Annotated in this window: 16 protein-coding genes; 2 read left to right on the top strand and 14 right to left on the bottom strand. The window is 67.9% G+C overall.

Annotation, left to right across the window (positions count from 1 at the left end):
- Positions 1-13: 13 nt before the first annotated feature.
- The 6 genes from DW307_RS11530 to DW307_RS11505 form a co-directional block, all read right to left on the bottom strand.
- Positions 14-1,354 carry an alpha-L-fucosidase gene (locus tag DW307_RS11530; protein WP_029265503.1) on the bottom strand — a complete coding sequence of 447 codons (1,341 nt, stop codon included), beginning with the start codon at positions 1,352-1,354 and terminating at the stop codon, positions 14-16.
- Positions 1,351-2,895 carry a M81 family metallopeptidase gene (locus tag DW307_RS11525; RefSeq protein ID WP_331280732.1) on the bottom strand — a complete coding sequence of 515 codons (1,545 nt, stop codon included), beginning with the start codon at positions 2,893-2,895 and terminating at the stop codon, positions 1,351-1,353. Before DW307_RS11525 ends, DW307_RS11530 begins: the two co-directional genes overlap by 4 nt.
- 113 nt (positions 2,896-3,008) lie before the next feature.
- Positions 3,009-3,986 (bottom strand): ROK family protein, encoded by a 978-nt coding sequence (locus tag DW307_RS11520; RefSeq protein WP_081859684.1) that lies wholly within the window; start codon positions 3,984-3,986, stop codon positions 3,009-3,011.
- Between the two features lie 2 nt (positions 3,987-3,988).
- A complete protein-coding gene (locus DW307_RS11515; RefSeq protein WP_029259044.1) occupies positions 3,989-4,897 on the bottom strand; it encodes a carbohydrate ABC transporter permease in 909 nt (302 codons plus the stop codon).
- On the bottom strand, positions 4,887-5,792 hold the full coding sequence (locus DW307_RS11510) for a carbohydrate ABC transporter permease (RefSeq protein WP_017830811.1): 906 nt from the start codon (positions 5,790-5,792) through the stop codon (positions 4,887-4,889). The genes DW307_RS11515 and DW307_RS11510 overlap by 11 nt, the downstream gene beginning before the upstream one ends.
- 47 nt (positions 5,793-5,839) lie before the next feature.
- Positions 5,840-7,099, bottom strand: a complete 1,260-nt coding sequence (locus tag DW307_RS11505) for an ABC transporter substrate-binding protein (protein WP_029265506.1) — start codon at positions 7,097-7,099, stop codon at positions 5,840-5,842.
- Positions 7,100-7,299: 200 nt separating this feature from the next.
- On the opposite strand from DW307_RS11505, the gene DW307_RS11500 reads away from it, so the two are divergent.
- On the top strand, positions 7,300-8,451 hold the full coding sequence (locus DW307_RS11500) for an ROK family transcriptional regulator (RefSeq protein WP_021200380.1): 1,152 nt from the start codon (positions 7,300-7,302) through the stop codon (positions 8,449-8,451).
- An 18-nt stretch (positions 8,452-8,469) separates the two neighbouring features.
- Here DW307_RS11500 and DW307_RS11495 read toward each other — a convergent pair whose 3' ends face one another.
- The 8 genes from DW307_RS11495 to DW307_RS11460 all read right to left on the bottom strand — a co-directional run bounded on the left by DW307_RS11495 (position 8,470) and on the right by DW307_RS11460 (position 18,643).
- A complete protein-coding gene (locus DW307_RS11495) occupies positions 8,470-9,744 on the bottom strand; it encodes an alpha-L-fucosidase (protein ID WP_446723836.1) in 1,275 nt (424 codons plus the stop codon).
- A 93-nt stretch (positions 9,745-9,837) separates the two neighbouring features.
- Positions 9,838-11,058 (bottom strand): ketol-acid reductoisomerase, encoded by a 1,221-nt coding sequence (gene ilvC / locus DW307_RS11490; protein ID WP_269320229.1) that lies wholly within the window; start codon positions 11,056-11,058, stop codon positions 9,838-9,840.
- A complete protein-coding gene (gene ilvN / locus DW307_RS11485) occupies positions 10,946-11,455 on the bottom strand; it encodes an acetolactate synthase small subunit (protein ID WP_017830816.1) in 510 nt (169 codons plus the stop codon). The genes ilvC and ilvN overlap by 113 nt, the downstream gene beginning before the upstream one ends.
- Positions 11,456-11,458: 3 nt before the next feature.
- Entirely contained in the window at positions 11,459-13,261 is a 1,803-nt protein-coding gene (locus tag DW307_RS11480) for an acetolactate synthase large subunit (protein WP_029259041.1), read from the bottom strand.
- A gap of 51 nt (positions 13,262-13,312) precedes the next feature.
- Positions 13,313-15,031: a dihydroxy-acid dehydratase gene (gene ilvD / locus DW307_RS11475; protein ID WP_021200376.1), complete on the bottom strand. Its 1,719-nt coding sequence runs from the start codon at positions 15,029-15,031 to the stop codon at positions 13,313-13,315.
- A 9-nt stretch (positions 15,032-15,040) separates the two neighbouring features.
- Positions 15,041-15,838: a trehalose-phosphatase gene (gene otsB, locus DW307_RS11470; RefSeq protein ID WP_021200375.1), complete on the bottom strand. Its 798-nt coding sequence runs from the start codon at positions 15,836-15,838 to the stop codon at positions 15,041-15,043.
- Between the two features lie 78 nt (positions 15,839-15,916).
- A complete protein-coding gene (locus DW307_RS11465) occupies positions 15,917-17,323 on the bottom strand; it encodes an alpha,alpha-trehalose-phosphate synthase (UDP-forming) (RefSeq protein ID WP_021200374.1) in 1,407 nt (468 codons plus the stop codon).
- Positions 17,324-17,386: 63 nt separating this feature from the next.
- Positions 17,387-18,643: an MFS transporter gene (locus tag DW307_RS11460; RefSeq protein WP_136024810.1), complete on the bottom strand. Its 1,257-nt coding sequence runs from the start codon at positions 18,641-18,643 to the stop codon at positions 17,387-17,389.
- Between the two features lie 209 nt (positions 18,644-18,852).
- On the opposite strand from DW307_RS11460, the gene DW307_RS11455 reads away from it, so the two are divergent.
- Positions 18,853-20,058, top strand: coding sequence for an aminotransferase-like domain-containing protein (locus DW307_RS11455; protein WP_240750634.1), 1,206 nt, complete (start codon positions 18,853-18,855; stop codon positions 20,056-20,058).
- Position 20,059 lies beyond the last annotated feature (1 nt).

The raw sequence follows: 20,059 nt of genomic DNA, 5'->3' as shown, positions 1-20,059 counted from the left end.
GATCCGATCCGTCTCAGCCTGCGGACAGGACCGCGACAGCCTCTTCGCGCAGACCGGCCGGGATCACGACGACCGCGCTGTCCTGCGCCGACCGCTCGGCGACGGACCCGTCCGACCAGCGCAGATCGCGCGTGCGCAGTTCATCGGGCAACCCGATCGTGCCGACGCTCGGGTCGAGCGCGTGCATGTGCACCGTCGCCCCTGTGGTCGTGTAGCGACGCGGAGCGCCGCTCCGCTCCCCCATCCGGATCCACGGTCGTGTGCCGTAGATCGCGTGCCCGTTCGCCTGCAGCCACGCACCCAGCTCGCGCATCGCGCTCCGCTGCAGTTCCGGGATCGAGCCGTCGGCCGCAGGGCCCACGTTGATCAGCAGATTGCCGTTCTTGGCCACGACGTCGACGAGCAGGCGGATGAGCGCCGCACCGGACAGCGAGTGCCGCTCGTCCTCCGCCTGGTTGAAGCCGAACGAGTAGCCGAGGCCGCGGGTCGACTCCCATGGCTCCGGGATGATCTCGGGGATGTCCGTGTATTCGCGGGTGAGGAAGCCGTGGTACGGCACACCCCAGCGGTCGTTGACGACACCATCCGGTACGGCATCGAAGTACCGCTCCAGGAGCGCGGCGACCGCGTACTCGTCACGCCCCTTGCCACCGTCCGGCCACTCGATGTCGTTCCAGAGCACGTCGGGCGAGAAGCGCGCCACGAGCTCGTCGAGTTGTGCGGCGGAGTAGCGGGCGAAGTGCGCGTCGTTGCGACGGAACCGGAACAGATCGGTGTCCGATTCGATCGCCGGGAAGTCGCTCACGTGCCAGTCGAGCGCGCCCGAGTAGTAGACGCCGAACTTCGCACCCGCCCGGCGGGTGGCATCGTGGAACTCGGAGATCAGGTCACGGCGCGGACCACGAGCCACCGCGTTGAAGCCGGTCGTCGCGGTGTCCCACAGACAGAACCCCTCGTGGTGCTTCGTCGTGGGGATGACGTACCGGGCTCCCGCGCCGACGAGCTCGCCCACGAAGGCATCCGCGTCGAACGCCGAGGCATCCCACCGATCGGCGAGGTCCTCGTACGAGGTGCCCGGCCCGAACAGCTGCTGGTGCCGCTCCCACGTGGGGCTGCCGGCGATGCGCACGGTGTTGCCGTACCACTCGGCGTACTGGTGCCAGGCGTACGCGTCCTCGGTCGGGATGTTCACGCCCTCGCCGTGCTGCACGGCCCACGCCGGCACCGAGTAGAGACCCCAGTGCACGAAGAAGCCGAGCTTCGCGTCGCGGTACCAGTCGGGCACACCCTGCGTGGGGTACGTCGGAGCGTCCGCGCCGAGGTCCGGTCCGGTGCGCTTCTCGAAGTTCATCATGCGCTCTGCTCCTCAGGGGTTCCGCGACGGACGACGACCGCGGTGAGATCGGGATTCCCGTTCGGGTCGAAGGGGTAGACGCCGGGCCGCAGGCGGTGGTGGCCCAGACGCAGCAGGTCCTGATCGACACCTCCGGGCGTCAATGCGAGGGTCCAGCCCACGGCGAGCTTGTACAGCTCCGGTTCGAGGTAGCCGATCTTCACCACGACGATGTCGGCGCTCGTGGGCTCGAGCCCCAGCATCCGGAAATCCGAGAGGTGGTGGAACGGCTTGCGGCGCTCGGTGATGATGGCGTGCAGCCCGCCCACTGCGATCACGACCTGCGTGCCCGCATCGGGATCCCCGTCGGTGATGGAGAACACGGTCCCGGTGATCGGCACGGGGCCGTGCGGGCCTGCGTCGACCCCTGCGCCGGCGTCGAGGGTGACGGTGGCGCCGACACCGGCGGCCGCTGCCTGGGTGACGGCCACGGGATCGAAGATCGAGGCGACCAGCGTGGTGCGGCTGCCGTCGGTGAGCTCCGCACGCTGCAGCAGGTGCGCGAGCGTCCAGGTCACGTCGCCCGCACCACCGGCGGTCGGGTTGTCGCCCGAGTCCGAGATCAGGTACGGATGCGGCGCTCCCGGGGCGAGCGCCTTCTCGAGCGCCTCATCGAGGGATCCGGTCTCGGCCACGAAGACGAAGTCCTCGCGGGCGTCCCAGAACATCCGCGCCACGCGCTCGGCCTCACGGGCGATCAGCTCCTCGTCGTCACCGGTGACCACGACGTACGCCTGGCACCGCGGCTCATCCGCCCAGGCATAGCCGATCCACACCGAGGCGTCGACGACGCCGGGAAGCGCTTCGATCTCGGGCAGCTGCGCGTAGATGCTGCGCGCCGGCTCCAGGCGGGTGCTGGTCTTCTCCCCGGGCAGCAGCACCGGGACCGGCACCCACGCCGTGAACGGGCGCCGACGCAGCGGGTCGGTGCCGTGCGGCCCCCGCAGTCGCGAGAGCAGGTTCCACACCGCCCTCTCCTTGGTGTTCATCCAGTCCTCGTGCGGCGCCATCCGGTAGCAGGTCAGCAGATCGACCGCGTCGCGCAGCACCTCTGAGACGTTGCCGTGCAGATCCATCGACGTCGACACCAGCGTGTCGGGGCCGAGGGCTGCGCGCACCGCGAGAGCGAGATCCCCCTCGGCGTCCTCCATGCCGACGACGCTCATGGCGCCGTGGATGTCGAAGAAGAAGCCGTCGAAGGGCCCCTGCGTGCGGATGCCCTCCACGATCGCATCCTTCATCCGGTGGTAGGTCTCCGGAGCCACGGCGCCGCCCGGCAGAGAGCGTCCGTGTGTGAGCGGCACCCACTCCGCGGCGGCTTCGAGCTCGCGCCCGTCCTCGAGGAAGGGATAATACGCGCGCAGGGCCTCTCCGGTGCGGACCGTGAAGGCCTCGTCACCGGAGATATGAGGGGAGAACGTGCTCGACTCGATCGAGATCCCGGCGATGCCGATGCGGGGTCTCGGGAGCCCGCCGTCTACGACGGAAGGAAGGGAACCCATCCAGATCTCGTGGGCTTCGGGACGTGCAGTCACGTGGTGTGCTCCTTGTCGGGGGTCGTCGGGTGGACTCATCGGGTGTTCGGGGGCCATCGGGTGTTCGGTGCGAACCGGGATCAGTGTGCTCGTGCCGGCACGAGGGCACGGCGGGCGGTCTCGATGGCGCCGAGAGCGACGGCATCGGAACCGAGGACGGCGGGGATGATGCGCAGCGGGATGCCCGATACCGGGGAGTCCGTGCGCAGCGTGCGCGCGATCGCCGGCTCGAGGAGGTCCCAGGCGGTGGCGACGCCGCCGCCCACGATCGCACAGGGCAGATCGATGATCGTCGCCGCACTGGCACACGCGAGCGCGAGCGCGTGTCCGGCGGCGTCGAACACCGCGATCGCGTCCACGTCGCCCTGTCGGGCACGGTCGGCGACGTCTCTGGCGTCGAGGATCGGTCCCGCCGTGCGCTCCTGAAAGCGCAGTGCGATCGAGGTGCCCGACGCCAATGTCTCCAGATGGCCGGTCTGGCCACAGGTGCACACGAGCTCGCTGTAGCCGGGGGTGTGTCCGATCTCCCCCGCCGCACCGTGCGGACCGTGATGGAGTTCACCGTCGATCATGAGCGCACCGCCGACGCCCGTGCCGAGCATCACGCCGAGCACATCGCGGTCCGTGCGCCCGTCGGCGGCGGCCTCGCCGAGCAGGAAGGCGTTGACGTCGTTCTCGACACGTACGGGGACGCCGAGACGTGCTTCGAGTTCGTCCGCCAGGGGGAACCCCGCCCACCCGACGAAGGTGGCCGATGCCGCGCGGATCGTCCCGGTCTCATGGTCGATGACCCCCGCTGCGCCGACCCCTGCCGCGACGAGTGTCACGTCGGCCTCGGCGACCAGCGCGCGGGTGAGTTCTGCCGCCGCATCGGCCATCGCGCCTCCGCCGAGGGCAGCGGGTGCCGGGACGCTTCCCCTGGCGAGGACTGTTCCTTCGGCACTGACGAGGAGGGCCGCGATCTTGGTGCCGCCGATGTCGATCCCGACCAGACCGGTGCCGTCGGGGAGGACGATGCCGTCGACGGGCATGGTGGTGCGCTGTTCCTGACCGATCATGCTCAGCGCCCGCCCAGTCCTGCCATCGCGATGCCCTTGACGAGGTGCTTCTGCAACACGATCACGAGAATCGTCGTCGGCACCATCGAGATGATGGCCGCGGCCATCTGCAGGTCCCACCGCGTGCCGGTGAGTCCTGCGAAGCTCGCGAGTCCGACGGGGAGCGTTCCGTGCGCGTTGTAGTCGACCGTCACGATCAGCGGCCACAGGTAGCTGTTCCAGAACGAGAGGAACGTGAACACCGCGAGCACCGCCACGGCCGACTTCGACAGGGGAAGGATGATCTGCAGGAACGAGCGCACGGGGCCGGCGCCGTCGACGCGTGCCGCCTCCTCCAGCTCGTACGGGATGCCGCGGAAGAACTGCCGCATCAGGAACGTGCCGAAGGCCCCGAAGGCGAAGGGCAGGATCAGCGCCTGGTAGGTGTCGACCCAGTTGAACCACTGCATCACCTGGAACATCGGGATGACGAGGACTTCGGCCGGCACCATGAGCGTCGCGAGGAACAGCACGAACACCGCGTCGCGGCCCTTCCAGCGCAGACGCCCGAAGGCGTACCCTGCCGTGGTCGAGACGACCAGAACGACGAGGGTGCCGCCGATCGCGACGATGAAGGAGTTCATGATGTAGGTCAGGAACGGCCCGTAGGCGAACACGTCGACGAAGTTGCTCCACCGCAGCTCGGAACCCACCAGGGTCGGCGGCATCGAGAACATCTCGGCGTTCGGCTTGAGCGCCGAGAAGAACGCGTAGATCAGCGGGGAGATGAAGATCAGCGCCGCGATGTAGATCGCGACATGGGCGAGGATCAGTCGCGCGCGGGCACCCGGTGTGGTCGCCGCGCCGCGCGCACGCTCCCGATCGGAGCGGCCGGCACGGCCCGTGGGGCGGACGAGGGTCTCAGTGCTCATAGTGCACCCACTTCTTCTGCGCGGCGAACTGGAGCCCGGTGATCGCGATGATGATCGCGAAGAGGATCCACGCGGCTGCGGCGGCGAGGCCGAGGTCGCCGAAGGTGAACCCCTGCTCCCAGATGTACATGACGAGCGGCTTGGTGGCGTTGCCGGGACCGCCGCCGGTGAGCATCTGCGGCTGGACGAACACCTGCAGGGAGGTGATCATCGTCATGATCGTCGCGAAGAAGATCGACGGCGAGATCATCGGGATGATGATGCTCCATACCCGGCGGAACCCTCGGGCGCCGTCGATGCTCGCCGCCTCCAGCACGCTCTCGGGGAGCTGCTCGAGAGCGGCCGAGAAGATCAGCATGTTGTAGCCGAGCCCCTGCCAGACGCTCATCACGACGACCATGATCATGGCCCATGACGGGTCGGCGAGGAAGTTCGGCAGCTCGATGCCGAACCAGGTCTGCGAGAGACCGTTGAACAGCCCCTGCGGCTGCAGCATCATCTTCCACACCAGCACGTTGGCGACCATCGGAGTCACCACGGGGATGAAGAAGAGCACGCGCAGGGCTCCTCGTCCGCGGATTCGCGATCCGAGGCCGAGAGCGAGCACGAGCGAGAGAGCGACGCTCAGCGGCACGTAGAGCAGGGTGTACACCGCCGAGTTGCGCAGCGCCGGCCAGAAGTCGGGGCTGCTGGTGAACAGCTTGACGTAGTTGTCCACGCCGTTGAAGGTCCGCTCGCCGAAGGTCGGCCAGTCGAAGACGCTCATCACGATCGAGAGCCCGACGGGCACGATCGTGAACAGGGCGAGCCCGATCAGGGCGGGGCTTGCGAACCCCAGCGCCTGACCGGCCTCCACCTTGGCGAGCGATCGTCGACGTCTCGTCGTGATCGTCATCTCAGTTCTTTCTCTGTTGCTGCGTTACTGCGGTGGCCGGAGCCGGGTCACTCGCCGAACTGCGCCTGCGCGTTGGAGAGCAGCTCTTCCATCGTCATCTGACCGTTGTAGACGCTGACCAGGTTGGGCTGGATGTAGCTGTCGAGCTTCTGCCAGTTCTTCGTCATGTACAGCGGAACGGTGTCGCCGAACGCGGCCTCGAACACCGACTGCACCTGGTCGCGGTACTTCTCATCGATCGACTCGAAGTACAGCGGCTGCGAAGAGGTGCGCGCGGGGTACGAGCGACCGGAGGAGGCGATGTAGTCCTGCGCATCCTCACCCAGCAGCGAGCCCATGACCTTGAGCGCGGCCTCCGGGTTCTTGCAGTTCGCCGAGATGCCGTAGCCGGAGCCGAGGATCGGGCCGGGGTTGCCGTCCGCACCTGCGGGCAGCGGCACCATGCCGGCGGCGAAGCCGGACTCGTTGTCGAGGTAGCTCACGGCGTTCCACGTGCCGTCGACCGCCATCGCGGCGTTCGCGCCCGTGTACTGGTTCTCACCCCAGCCGGTGTCCGACGCCGACGCCACGGGAGCCGCGACCTTCTTCTCGGTGACGAGCTCGGCATACCAGGTCGAGGCGTCGACGAACGCCTTCTCGTCGATGTGCAGGGTGCCGTCCTCGGAAGCCGGCTGCGTCGCGGAGTACGCGATCGGCATCGACATCCACTGGTAGCCGCCCATGCCCATGCCGAAGCCGTACTTGCCGTCCTTGGTGGCAGCCGCGGCGATGGTGTCGAAGTCGTCGAACGTCCACCCGATCTCCGGGGTGGGGGCGCCCGCTGCGGTCAGCATGTCCTGGTTGTAGTAGACGAGCATGGTCGCGACGTCGAAGGGCACACCGTAGGTCTTGCCCTCGAAGCTGAGGATGCCGTCGGCGCTCGGGTTGAACTCGGACCAGTCGATGCCCGCCGTCTTGAGGTCGGCGTCGCTCAGCTCGCGGAATCCGCCGGTGTAGCCGCCCAGCTGCGCTCCGCTCATACCGGTCACGCACGCCATGTTGCCGCTGGCCATGTTGGTGGTCAGCTTCGTGAAGAAGTCGCTCCACGGCGACGTCTGCAGCTTGATCTTGATGTCGGGGTTCTGCTCCTGCGCGAATGCGACCTGGGCCTCGAGGGCATCGACGTCGGACTCGCTCCCCGCCCACATGTCGACGACGATCGTGTCGCCGTCGGCGGAACCGCCGGTGCCGTTGCCGCTCGCGCAGCCGGTCATCGCGACTGCGACGCCGGCGACGGCGACAACAGCCCCTACACGCAACTTCTTCATTGAATGCCTCCTGGAAGGGAACTGGTTATTTCGAGGCTCGAATTAACCTAGTAGGATTTCGTATGAAGTTACCGTTTCATACTTCGCAAGGGGCCGCAAGCTGAACATCCGATGTTTATCGGACCTTGATAATTCGTAACTCCCGGGAAACACGACCATCCCCCGCTACGCTGACGATGCTCCGACAGGAAAGTGCTCCCATGACGAACACCGCTGACACCACCGTCGACGACCCGCACACGCGGCGGATCCTCGACCTCGTCGCGCGCGGCGAGGCCCGCTCACGATCGGAGCTCGCCACATCGCTCGGCGTCGCCGCATCGACGGTCGGACTCCGCGTGCAGTCCCTGCTCGACGCCGGAGTCCTCCGCGAAGCGGGCGACGGCACCTCGCGCGGCGGACGACGTCCCCGGGTCCTCCAGATCGCCGCGGACGGCTTCGTGCTCTCGGCAGACCTCGGCGGCGGCCACGCGCGCATCGGCAGGCACTCCCTCAGTGGCGCCCTCTTGGACAGCGAGTCGATCGCCGTCGATGTGACCGAGGGCCCCGAGGCGACGCTCGACCGCCTCGGTGTCGTGTTCGACCGCCTGGCGTCCGCCGGCCGCGTCCACGCGATCGGCATCAGCCTTCCGGGCCCCGTCGACATCGCGACAGGCTCGGTCGATCAGCCATCGCGGATGCCCGGATGGCCGGGGTTCCGCGTCGGCGAGCACCTCTCCACGCGCTACGACGTTCCGGTGGCGGTCGACAACGACGCCAATCTCGCCGCCCTGGGAGAGCACCGTGAGCGCTTCGGCCACACCGGCCACAGCATCACGGTGAAGGCGGGAACCGCGATCGGCAGCGGCATCATCGTCGACGGCCGCGTGCACCGCGGTGCGACCTCCGCCGCCGGCGACATCACGCACACCCGCATCGACGGCAGCGGCGACATCCCCTGCTCCTGCGGCAACACCGGCTGCCTCGAGACCGTGGCGAGCGGGGCGAGCCTCGTGCGGCAGATGCGAGACCGCGGCAACGACTCCGTGCACACGACGACCGATGTGCTCAGCCTGGCGCGCGATGCGGATCCCCTGGCCACGACACTGGTGCGGACCGCAGGCACCCATCTCGGACAGGCGCTCTCCGGCGTCGTGAACTTCTTCAACCCGCACGCCGTGTTCCTCACCGGCAGCATGAGCGCATCAGAACCGTTCATCGCCGCCGTCCGCAGCCGGGTCTACGAGGCGTGCCACCCGCTCGCCACGCAGCGCCTGCGCATCGAGTCCGCGACCACGGGCGCTGATGCCATCCTGCATGGAGCCGCGCGCCTCGCGCTCGAGGGCATGGACATCCCCGTGGCGACGGCCTGAGCCGCCGCCACGAGGGACTCAGTCGGCGATCAGAGTCAGTTCGATCACGGGCACGAGCACGTCGGGGCGTCGCACCGGGAGGTGCACCGTCAGCGTCCCCTCGGCCTCCCCCGCAGGCGTCATCAGATCCGCCTCGCGATCCGGATCGGACACGCTGGTCCGGAGCCACGATCCGTCGTTCAGCAGCCGCGCGTACGACACCTTCCCGGCGAGCTCCGGCAGGTGCACGAAGCCCATCGGCCAACTGAACAGGTTCAGGTACAGGCGGTTCCCCCTACGCGTGTACACCCCCTCGCGCGGCGGGGTGAACGACGCGTGCCCGGCGCCGATCACGGCGCCCCGATGCAGGCGCATCCACTCGCCGATCTCTCCCAGCGTCTGCGCATCGCGGGGCGCGATCGCCCCACGTCCGTCCGGGCCGATGTTCAACAGCATGTTGCCGCCCATCGACACAGAGTCCACCAGCATCTGCACGAGCATGGTGGGCGACTTCTGATCGGTGTTGTCACGGTGGTAGCCCCAGGAGCCGTTCAGCGTCTGGCACGCCTCCCAGATCAGCGGTACACCGTCACGCACGATCGGCGAGGTCGGCTGGTACTGCTCGGGGGTGACGAAGTCGGCCGGAATGCCCAGACGATCATTCACGAGCATGTTCGGCTGCAGTTCCCGGCACAGGGCGAGCAGGGCTGTCGCGTCCCAGTCGCCCGGCCCCTTGCCCACCCATCCGTCCTTCTCCTCTGGGTAGGTGAAGTCGAAGAAGAGGTAGTCGATGTCGCCGTACTCCGTGAGGAGCTCGCGCACCTGCCCGTGGAGGTAGTCGCGGTACGCGGCCATGTCGCGCCCGACGTTCAGCGCGTGCGCGCCCTCGTCGTCACGGCGCGGGTGATTCCAGTCCACGGTGAAGTCGGGGTGATGCCAATCGATCACCGAGTGGTAGAGGCCGACCTTGAGGCCCTCGGCCCGCAGCGCCTCCACATACTCGCGCACGAGGTCGCGCCCGGTGTTCGTCACCGACGTGAAGTCCGTCAGCTTCGAGTCCCAGAGACAGAATCCGTCGTGGTGCTTCGTGGTGAGCACCACGTATCCCATGCCGGTCTCCTTCGCCGTGCGCGCCAGGGCGTTCGCATCGAAGAGATCGGGGTCGAAGTGCTCGAAATACTGCCGGTAGTCCTCATCGGTGAGGCGTTCGTAGTTCTGGACCCACTCGTGCCGGGCAGCGCCGCTGTAGAGGCCAAAGTGGACGAACATGCCGAACCGGGCCCGGTCAAACCATTCCTGTCGCATGTCCTCCATCCTGGCATAGACATCGGATGTTTAGAGGCAGAATGACCTCGGTCACGAAGAACGGGCGCCCCCGAAGGGACGCCCGTTCTTTCGAGAATCGAATCAGCGCGCGGCGCTGCCGTCGACGTAGTCCTCATCCTGCTGCTTCCACGCGAAGAGCGAACGCAGTTCCTTGCCGGTGACCTCGATCGGGTGCTGCTCCTCCTTCGCACGCAGTGCCAGGAACTCCTCGGCCCCGTTGTCCTGGTCGTCGATGAAGCGCTTCGCGAAGGCGCCGGACTGGATGTCGGCCAGCACGCCCTTCATGCTCTCCTTGACGCGCTCGTCGATGACGCGCGGGCCGGAGACGTAGTCGCCGAACTCGGCGGTGTCGGAGATCGACCAGCGCTGCTTGGCGATGCCGCCCTCCCACATCAGGTCGACGATCAGCTTGAGCTCGTGCAGAACCTCGAAGTACGCGATCTGCGGCTGGTAGCCCGCCTCGGTCAGCGTCTCGAAGCCGGCCTGCACCAGGTGGCTCACGCCACCGCAGAGCACGGCCTGCTCACCGAACAGGTCGGTCTCGGTCTCCTCGGTGAAGGTCGTCTTGATGACGCCGGCGCGGGTGCCGCCGATGGCCTTGGCGTACGAGAGCGCGAGGTCCCATGCCGTGCCCGATGCGTCGCGCTCGACGGCGATGATGTCGGGGATGCCACGGCCGGCGACGAACTCGCGACGGACCGTGTGACCGGGAGCCTTCGGGGCGACCAGGATCACGTCGACACCCTCGGGAGCGTCGATGTAACCGAAGCGGATGTTGAAGCCGTGCGCGAAGGCGAGCGTCTTGCCGGCCGTCAGGTTCGGCGCGATCGACTCGCTGTAGATCGTGCGCTGGTGCTGGTCCGGCGCGAGGATCATGATGACGTCGGCCCACTCGGTGGCGTCGGCGACGGTCTTCACCGGGAAGCCGGCCTCCTCGGCCTTGGCTGCCGACTTGGAGCCCTCCTTGAGGGCGATCGCGACCTCGACACCCGAGTCGCGCAGGTTCTGCGCATGGGCGTGACCCTGCGATCCGTAGCCGACGATCGCGACCTTCTTGCCCTGGATCAGGGACAGGTCTGCATCGGCGTCGTAGAAGATCTCGGTGCTCACTATGTGTTTCTCCTTGTTCTTTGCGTTTCGTCTTGCTTCGCGCACTCGATGAGCGGCGAAAACTCGGTACTCGGGTTGGTCAGCCGCGCAGGACGCGTTCGGTGATGCTCTTGCCGCCGCGGCCGATCGCGAGAAGGCCGGACTGCGCGATCTCCTTGATGCCGAAGGGCTCGAGCGCGCGCAGCATCGCATCGACCTTGCCCTTGTCACCGGTCACCTCGATCACGAGTGCGTCGGAGGCGTAGTCGACCACGGAGGCGCGGAAGAGGTTCACCACCTCGATCACGTTCGAGCGCGTGGCGTTGTCGGTGCGCACCTTCACGAGCATGTGCTCGCGCTGCACGGAGGTGGCGAAGTCGAGCTCGACGATCTTGATCACATTGATCAGCTTGTTGAGCTGCTTGGTGACCTGCTCGAGCGGAAGCTCGTCGACGTCGACGACGACGGTGATGCGGGAGATACCCGGCACCTCCGTCACGCCGACGGCGAGGGAGTCGATGTTGAAGCCGCGGCGGGCGAAGAGCCCCGCGACACGGGTCAGCAGGCCGGGGGTGTTCTCCACCAGCAGGCTCAGCACGTGGGTCGACATGGATCAGTCCTCCTCGTCGAATGCGGGCGCGTGCTCGCGGGCGTACTGGACATAGCTGTTGCTGACTCCCTGCGGGACCATCGGCCACACCATGGAGTCGGCACTCACGACGAAGTCGATCACCACGGGGCGGTCGTTCGTCTCGAGCGCGAGCTGGATGGCGGCGTCCACCTCCTCTTCCTTCTCCACGCGGATCGCGAGGCAGCCGTAGGCCTCGGCGAGCTTCACGAAGTCGGGGATGCGGATCGTGCCGTGACCCGTGTTCAGATCGGTGTTGGAGTGACGGCCGTCATAGAACAGCGTCTGCCACTGCCGGACCATGCCGAGCGACGAGTTGTTGATGATCGCGACCTTGATCGGGATGTTGTTGATCGTGCAGGTCGCGAGCTCCTGATTCGTCATCTGGAAGCAGCCGTCGCCGTCGATCGCCCAGACCGGACGCTCGGGCTGCGCCACCTTGGCCCCCATCGCGGCCGGCACCGAGTAACCCATCGTGCCGGCACCGCCGGAGTTCAACCAGGCGTTCGGACGCTCGTACTTGATGAACTGTGCCGCCCACATCTGGTGCTGACCGACGCCGGAGGCGAAGATGCCCTCCGGACCGGTGAGCTCGCCGATCCGCTGGATCACATACTGCGGAGCCAGGAGGCCGTCCGTCGTCGGCGCGTATCCGAGGGGGAACTCGGTGCGCAGTCCGTCGAGGTACGACCACCATTCCTCGATGTCGGGCTTCGCGCCGGAGGTCGCCCCGCGGAAGGCCGCATCGAGATCGGTGAGCACATCGCGCACGTCGCCGACGATCGGCACATCGGCCGTGCGGATCTTGGAGATCTCGGCCGGGTCGATGTCGACATGGACGACCTTCGCGTTCGGCGCGAACAGAGCCGCCTTACCCGTGACGCGGTCGTCGAACCGGGCACCGAGCGACACCAGGAGGTCGGCCTCCTGGAGCGCCAGCACGGCGGGAACCGTGCCGTGCATGCCGGGCATGCCGAGGTGCTGAGGGTGCGAGTCGGGGAACGCGCCGCGCGCCATCAGCGTGGTGACGACCGGCGCGCCGGTGGACTCCGCGAGCTCGAGGAGCTCCGCCGACGCCTTGCCGCGGATCACACCACCGCCGACGTACAGCACCGGCTTCTTGGCCTCGGCGAGCAGCGTCGCCGCGGCCTGGATCTGCTTGCCGTGCGCCTTCGTGACGGGACGATAGCCGGGGAGGTCGATCTTGGGCGGCCACACGAACGGGGCGGTCGCCTGCTGCGCATCCTTCGTGATGTCGACCAACACGGGGCCGGGGCGTCCGGTGCCCGCGATCTCGTAGGCCGCGACGATCGCGCCGGGGATGTCCGCGGCATCCTTCACCAGGAACGAGTGCTTGGTGATCGGCATCGTGATGCCCACGATGTCGGCTTCCTGGAACGCGTCCGTTCCCATCAGCGTCGAGAACACCTGGCCGGTGATGGCGAGCATCGGAACCGAGTCCATGTAGGCATCGGCGATCGCGGTCACGAGGTTGGTCGCACCGGGCCCGGAGGTCGCGATGCACACGCCGACCTTGCCGGAGGCCGATGCGTAGCCCTCGGCGGCGTGACCGGCGCCCTGCTCGTGCCGCACCAGGATGTGGCGCAGCTCGGAGGCATCCATGAGCGGGTCGTAGACCGGGAGGATCGCACCTCCGGGAAGACCGAACACGTCGGTGACACCGAGCAGCTCGAGCGAGCGGACCACGGCCTCCGCGCCGGTGATCTCCGGCGCAGAGGATTGACGGGCGGGCGGCCTCGGCACGGCCGGGGCGGTATCAGCAGTCATGAGTTTCCTTCTGATGATCTGTGGAGGACGCCGGACGTCGGAGCGTCCGGGTCAGCCGGTGGTCGCTCCCTCGGCGGCGGACCGCACGAGGCGCGAGTACTTGGCAAGAACGCCTCGGGTATAGCGCGGGGGAAGCGGCTCCCAGCCAGAACGGCGGGAGGCGAGCTCTGCCTCGTCGACGAGTAGATCGAGAGAGCGAGCTGCGATATCGACCCGTATCAGATCACCATCGCGCACGAAGGCGATAGGACCTGCGTCCACCGCTTCGGGTGCTATGTGGCCGATGCACAGGCCGGTTGTGCCGCCTGAGAATCGTCCGTCAGTCAAGAGTAGTACATCTTTTCCGAGCCCCGCGCCCTTGATGGCCGCAGTGATGGCGAGCATCTCGCGCATGCCCGGTCCGCCCTTGGGGCCCTCGTAGCGGATCACGATGACGGTGCCGGGCTCGATCTCCCCCTCGGCGACCGCGTCCATGGCGGCGCGCTCGCGCTCGAACACGCGTGCGGGGCCCTCGAACACGGCGGCGTCGAAGCCAGCGGTCTTGACGACAGCGCCCTCGGGGGCGAGGGAGCCGTGCAGGATCGTGAGGCCGCCGGTCGCGTGGATCGGGTTGTCGAAGGTGTGGATGACCTCGCCGTCGATCGGCTGCGGGTCGAGGTCGGCGAGGTTCTCGGCGAGCGTCTTGCCCGTGACGGTGAGCGCGTCGCCGTGCAACAGGCCCTCGTCGAGCATCGCCTTCATGATCACGGGGATGCCGCCGTGACGATCGACGTCGTTCATCACGTACTTGCCGAAGGGCTTCATGTCGGCGACGTGCGGGACCTTGTCGCCGATGCGGTTGAAGTCGTGCAGGCTCAGCTCGACGTCGGCCTCACGGGCGATCGCGAGCAGGTGCAGGACGACGTTCGTGGAACCACCGAGGGCCATCGCGAGGGCGATCGCGTTCTCGAACGCCTCCTTGGTGAGGATGTCGCGCGTCGTGATGCCCTGACGGAGCAGGTTCACCACGGCCTCGCCCGAGCGGTGGGCGTAGTAGTCGCGACGACGATCCGCTGCGGGCGGAGCCGCCGAGCCCGGAAGGCTGAGGCCGAGGGCCTCCGCGACCGACGCCATGGTGTTGGCGGTGTACATGCCACCGCAGGCACCCTCGCCGGGAGCGATGGCGCACTCGATGCGCTTGAGGTCCTCCTCGCTCATGAGACCGGCACGGCAGGCACCGACCGCCTCGAACGAGTCGATGATCGTGACGTCCTTCTCGGTGCCGTCAGAGAGCTTGACCCAGCCGGGAGCGATGGACCCGGCGTACAGGAACACGCTCGACAGGTCGAGGCGCGCGCTGGCCATGAGCATTCCGGGGATCGACTTGTCGCAGCCGGCGAGGAGCACGGAACCGTCGAGGCGCTCGGCCATCATGACGGTCTCGACGGAGTCGGCGATGACCTCGCGCGACACGAGCGAGAAGTGCATCCCCTCGTGGCCCATCGAGATGCCGTCCGAGACGGAGATCGTGCCGAACTGCAGCGGGTAGCCGCCGCCGGAGTGCACGCCTTCCTTGGCCCCCTGAGCGAGACGGTCGAGACTCAGGTTGCAGGGAGTGATCTCGTTCCAGCTCGACGCGATGCCGATCTGCGGCTTGTCCCAGTCGGCGTCTCCCATGCCGACGGCACGGAGCATGCCTCGGGAGGTCGTGGCCTCGATGCCGTCGGTGACGACGCGGCTGCGGGGCTTGATGTCGATGGGCGCGCTGTGAGAGGGATCATGCGAGGACATGACGGAAGTCTATTGCCGACGAGAGGCGCGTTCGTCCGCCAACGCCTCCAGAAGCTCGGCGATCTGTTGTGGAGTGTCCACACGCAAGGTCGCGACGCTCTCCCCCGGGCCCACGCGCACGCCGAGGTCGCCTTCTCCGAGCACACGCATCGCGTCCTCGTCGGTCACATCGTCGCCGGCGAACAGGATCCCCGTGGCATCGAAGCGATCGCGGAGCGCGGCCATCGCGGCGTCCTTGCCCTCGGTGCGCGAGGAGAATTCGAGAACCCGGTGCCCGGAGCGCCGCCGCCAGTGCGGGAATCGCTCGGCGACGAGCGCGTCGATCTCGGCGAAGACGCGTTGCTCGGTCTCCCGGTCCGCACGGCGGGTGTGCACGCCCATGCCGAAGGTCTTGGGCTCGAACTCCGCACCCTCGTACCGTTCGATGATCGGCTTCGCCGCAGCCCAGAGCTCTTCCCGAGCCCCTTCTTCCGTCTCCTCGCCTGGTGCGTCCACGTCGCCCTCGCCGGGGAACCAGTACTGGGCGCCGTGTGAGCCGGCCAGCGCGATCGCGGAGTCGTCCGTGTGCTCGGTGATCACGCGAAGGTCGTGCATGCTGCGACCGGAGACGTAGGCGACGAGCGTGTCCGGCAGAGCGGCGAGGCGTTCGACCTGAACCGCCACCTCGGGAAGCGCCCGTGCCGCCATCGGGTCTGCGACCAGAGGAGAAGCCGTGCCGTCGAAGTCGAGGGCGACCACCAACCGCGGTGTGGCAGCCAGAGCCTGCAGGTCGTCGTCAGCGGTTCCGGGGGTCCAGGGACGCGTCACGGATTCTCCAATCACAGGGGTGGTTCTCGGCGGCTCCGGCGTGAGCCGCACGCTCAGTATCTCGGTCGTGGAGGAACGTCAGCGACCACGGACCTCGGAGAGCGCCGCCAGGAACGACGACGACCACGCGTCGACGTCGTTGTCCAGCACCCGACGTCGAAGCGACCGCATACGCCGCCCCTGCTCCGCCGGAGGCATCTCCACGGCCGTCATGATCGCATCCTTGAGACCCTCGATGTCGTGCGGGTTCACCCGGACCGCCTGCCGCAGCTCGTCCGCGGCGCCGGTGAACTCGCTGAGCACCAGCACCCCGCGGTCGTCGACGCGGGTCGCGACATACTCCTTGGCGACGAGGTTCATGCCGTCCCGCAGGGCCGTCACCAGCATCACATCCGCGGCGAGATACAGCGCGACCATCTCTTCGCGCGGATACCCCTGGTGAAGATATCGGATCGCGGAATGGCCCATCGTGTCGGTATCGCCGTTGATGCGGCTGACCGCGAGCTCGATCTCGTCGCGCAGGTGCACGTACGCATCCACACGCTCCCGGCTGGGACTGGCGACCTGCACGAGCGTCACGTCTTCGACTTTGAGTCGCCCCTCTGCGAGCAGCTCGCCGTATGCCTTGATGCGGTGACGGATGCCCTTGGTGTAGTCGAGCCGGTCGACACCGAGCAGGATGCGCTTGGGGTTTCCGAGGCTCGCGCGGATCTCCGCCGCCCTCGCGCGCACATCCTCGCGGGCAGCGAGCTCGAGATACGGGGTGGTGTCGATCGAGATCGGGAATGCCCGCGCCATCGCGGTTCGGGTGCCCTCTCCCTCGGGGACGGAGACATGGGGGCCCTTGACCTCGTAGCGCAGCCGCCGGCGTACGGCGGTCAGGAAGTAGGTGGCGTCCTGCGCGCGCTGGAAGCCGATGACGTCGGCGCCGAGCAGCCCGCGCAGCACCTGGTCACGCCAGGGCAGCTGCGCGTAGAGCCCGTGTGCGGGGAACGGGATGTGATGGAAATACCCGATCGTGACATCCGGGCGCAGTTCGCGCACCATCTGCGGCACGAGCTGCAGCTGGTAGTCGTGAACCCAGACCGTGCCCTCCGGCGCCGCGGCATCAGCGGCCGCCTCGGCGAACCGTCGATTCACGGTGACGTAGGCATCCCACCACTCGCGGTGGTACTGCGGAGGAGCGATCACGTCGTGATAGAGCGGCCAGATCGTGTCGTTCGCGAAGCCCTCGTAGTACTCCGCCACCTCCTGGGCACTCAGCGCGACCGGAATCAGATCGATGCCGTCGGCCTCGAAAGGCTCCAGCTCGACGTCGGCCTGACCGGGCCAGCCCACCCAGGCTCCGTGGACACTGCGCATCATGGGTTCGAGGGCGGCGACGAGTCCGCCCGGAGAGGTGCGCCAGGTCTCCTCACCATCGGGCCCCACCACGCGATCCACGGGCAGGCGGTTGGCGACGACGACGAAATCTGCTGCGGCCACGAGGGCTCCTCCCGGGGGTTTCCTCCAGGCTATCGAGGAACGCGGATTTCCGCGGATCGTCGCTCAGGCCTTGACGAGAGCCTCCCGGCGCCCCACACCAGTCAGGAACCAGTTGGCCAGGCCCGCCGCGAAGGCGATGAACGCCGCGATCATCGGCAAGAGAAGCGCCGCAGGAGTGCCGACGTTCTCTGCGATCTCACCGGCGAACGCGGCTCCGATCGACTGACCGACGACCACACCGGATCCCAACATGGTCATGACGGTGGCCGAGCGTCCGCGCGGACTGCGGGCGGCGCCGAAGCTGTACTGCGTGACGAGGGTGGGTCCGATGCCGATTCCCATGATCGCGAGCGCCAGCATCATCGTGCCCGGTGTGTCGACGAATCCGAGCAGAAGGGTGCCCGCCAGCAGGATGCCGGAGAAGACGAGCCATCGCGCCCGCATCGAGAAGGCGGCAGGAAGCCAGGCGACGCCGAGCGCGAGGATGGCGGAACCGACGCCCATGACCCCGTAGAGGAGCCCGGCCTGCTCCGGCGCGCCGCGATCGGCCATGAACGACGTCAGCGAGGTGAGCATCGTGCCGAAGAAGATCCCGACTCCGAGGATGCCGACGACGACGATCAGCAATTGCGGGCGCAACAGCTCGGAGACGGCGGACGGCGCCCTGCCGTCGGCGTCGCGATCCTGCGACACGTGTCGACCGCTGGGGTGCAAAGCGAAGGCACCGACGAAGACCACCGTGAGCACGGCCGCGCCGACCAGAGGCGCCCACGGCGCGATGGCCGACGCGAGGATACCGACCAGGAAGGGACCGAAGACGAACACGGTCTCGTCGGCCGCGGACTCGTAGGCCATCGTGCCCGACACCGTCTTGGCACGGCGAGCCACGGCCATCCGTTCGTTGATGATCGTCACCAGCCGCGAGCGCGAGAGCGGTGCGACCTGCGGGGCGGTGGCTCCGATGCCCACTGCGGCCAGCAGCACGAAGCCGTCTGCCGCGGTGCCATAGACCACGAACGTGAAGAGCAGGAGCATGCCGCCGTTGGCGAGGGCGAGCACCATCAGGACGACGCGCTGACCGAAGCGGTCTGCGGCGGCGCCGAGAAGAGGCCCGAAGCAGGCCGTGCCGAGGCCGACGGCTGCGGAGGTGAGCCCGCCCAGGGACAGGGAACCGCGGGCGGACACGACCACGGTCAGGACGCCGACCACCATCATGGCGAACGGCAGCCGCGCGATGAAGGCGATCAGGAAGTAGGGCAGACCGGCGAGACGCAGAAGGCTCGGCTCGGTGAGTGGTGGGATTGCTGTGGCGCGTGTCATGGCTCTCGCGCGTCGAGGACGCGATGTCGGGTGCCGCCGCTGTCCGTCGGAATGCCGACGGCCGGTAGATACACGGGGTGCGGCCGCGGGCGAGCCGCGACCAGGCCATGATAGCGGGTCGGCCCGAGGAACAGCAGGGAAGCCGGCGCCTCGGGACGGGTCTAGTCTGGGCGACACCCGCCGAACGACAAGCGCCCGAGGAGTCCCCGTTGCCCACTGCCCCGCAGGCCGCCGCGCCGATCCTCTCCCTCCCGTCGCGTTCACAGCGTGCCGGCAGTGCCAAGACCTCGCCGGTCCGCGACCTGCTGGCCCTCACCGCGCGCCCCGAGGTCATCTCGTTCGCCGGCGGGCTCCCCGCGCCCGAGCTCTTCGACGTCGAGGGCATCCGCGCCGCGTTCGATGCCGTGCTCGACTCCCCGGGGGTGCTCCAGTACTCCACGTCCGAGGGAGACCCGGGACTGCGGGACGCGGTCGCCAGACGCTATTCGTCCGACGGGCTGCCCACCGCGGCATCCGACCTCATCGTCACGACGGGGTCGCAGCAGGGGCTGGGGCTCATCTCGACGACGCTCGTCGATCCCGGCGACACGATCCTGGTTGAGGAGCCCTGCTACCTCGCAGCGCTCCAGACGTTCGCGCTGGCCGGTGCCCGCGTCGTCGGTGTCCCCTACGTCGGCGATTACCTCGACCTCGACGCACTGGACCGCCTCGCCGCGCACCATGGACCGAAGTTCTTCTACACCGTGCCCACGTTTCAGAATCCGACCGGACGCACGCACGATGTCGAAGCACGACGCACGATCGCCGCGATCGCGCAGCGCCGAGGCTTCCGGATCGTCGAGGACGAGCCGTACCACCAGTTGCGGTACTCGGGGGATGCCCTCCCCTCGCTCGCCGCGTTCTCCCCCGGACATGTCATCAGCCTCGGCAGCTTCTCCAAGGTGATCGCACCCGGCCTGCGCATCGGCTGGATCCGCACCACGGCCGACATCCGCTCGTCGATCACCATCGCCAAACAGGCGGCCGACCTGCACACCTCCACGATCGACCAGGCAGCGGCCGCCCACTACCTCGCTTCGGGTCGCGGCGAGCTCACGCTCTCGCGCATCCGCGAAGCGTATGCCGCTCGTCGCGACGCGATGCTGGAGATGCTTCCCTCCGCGCTCCCGGACGGAAGCAGCTGGAACCGACCCGACGGTGGCATGTTCGTCTGGGTGCGACTCCCCGAGGGACGGGACGCCGCATCGGCGCTTCCCGCAGCGCTCGCCCACGACGTCGCTTTCGTACCGGGCACGTCGTTCTTCTCCGGTATCCCCGACGAACGCACCCTCCGCCTGTCCTTCACCACCTACTCCCCTGCCAGGATCAGGGAGGGCTTGTCAAGGCTCGGTGCGACCTGGGGTACGGGAAGGTAGC

This window comes from Microbacterium sp. K27, from assembly GCF_004794435.1.
Taxonomy (GTDB): domain Bacteria; phylum Actinomycetota; class Actinomycetes; order Actinomycetales; family Microbacteriaceae; genus Microbacterium; species Microbacterium maritypicum_A.
This window is presented reverse-complemented; position numbering and strand designations above follow the sequence as displayed.

What these genes read in the sequence shown, in the direction of transcription:
- ilvN (WP_017830816.1), bottom strand. Translation starts at nt 11,455, where the DNA reads ATGTCGACCCACGTGCTGAGCCTGCTGGTGGAGAACACCCCCGGCCTG.
- ilvD (WP_021200376.1), bottom strand. Translation starts at nt 15,031, where the DNA reads ATGTCCTCGCATGATCCCTCTCACAGCGCGCCCATCGACATCAAGCCC.
- DW307_RS11480 (WP_029259041.1), bottom strand. Translation starts at nt 13,261, where the DNA reads ATGACTGCTGATACCGCCCCGGCCGTGCCGAGGCCGCCCGCCCGTCAA.
- DW307_RS11495 (WP_446723836.1), bottom strand. Translation starts at nt 9,744, where the DNA reads ATGGAGGACATGCGACAGGAATGGTTTGACCGGGCCCGGTTCGGCATG.
- DW307_RS11500 (WP_021200380.1), top strand. Translation starts at nt 7,300, where the DNA reads ATGACGAACACCGCTGACACCACCGTCGACGACCCGCACACGCGGCGG.
- DW307_RS11460 (WP_136024810.1), bottom strand. Translation starts at nt 18,643, where the DNA reads ATGACACGCGCCACAGCAATCCCACCACTCACCGAGCCGAGCCTTCTG.
- DW307_RS11525 (WP_331280732.1), bottom strand. Translation starts at nt 2,895, where the DNA reads ATGGGTTCCCTTCCTTCCGTCGTAGACGGCGGGCTCCCGAGACCCCGC.
- DW307_RS11515 (WP_029259044.1), bottom strand. Translation starts at nt 4,897, where the DNA reads ATGAGCACTGAGACCCTCGTCCGCCCCACGGGCCGTGCCGGCCGCTCC.
- DW307_RS11505 (WP_029265506.1), bottom strand. Translation starts at nt 7,099, where the DNA reads ATGAAGAAGTTGCGTGTAGGGGCTGTTGTCGCCGTCGCCGGCGTCGCA.
- DW307_RS11520 (WP_081859684.1), bottom strand. Translation starts at nt 3,986, where the DNA reads ATGATCGGTCAGGAACAGCGCACCACCATGCCCGTCGACGGCATCGTC.
- DW307_RS11530 (WP_029265503.1), bottom strand. Translation starts at nt 1,354, where the DNA reads ATGATGAACTTCGAGAAGCGCACCGGACCGGACCTCGGCGCGGACGCT.
- ilvC (WP_269320229.1), bottom strand. Translation starts at nt 11,058, where the DNA reads ATGCGATGCTGCGCGCGCTCGAGCCCTTCGGCATCAAGGAGATCGCGC.
- DW307_RS11510 (WP_017830811.1), bottom strand. Translation starts at nt 5,792, where the DNA reads ATGACGATCACGACGAGACGTCGACGATCGCTCGCCAAGGTGGAGGCC.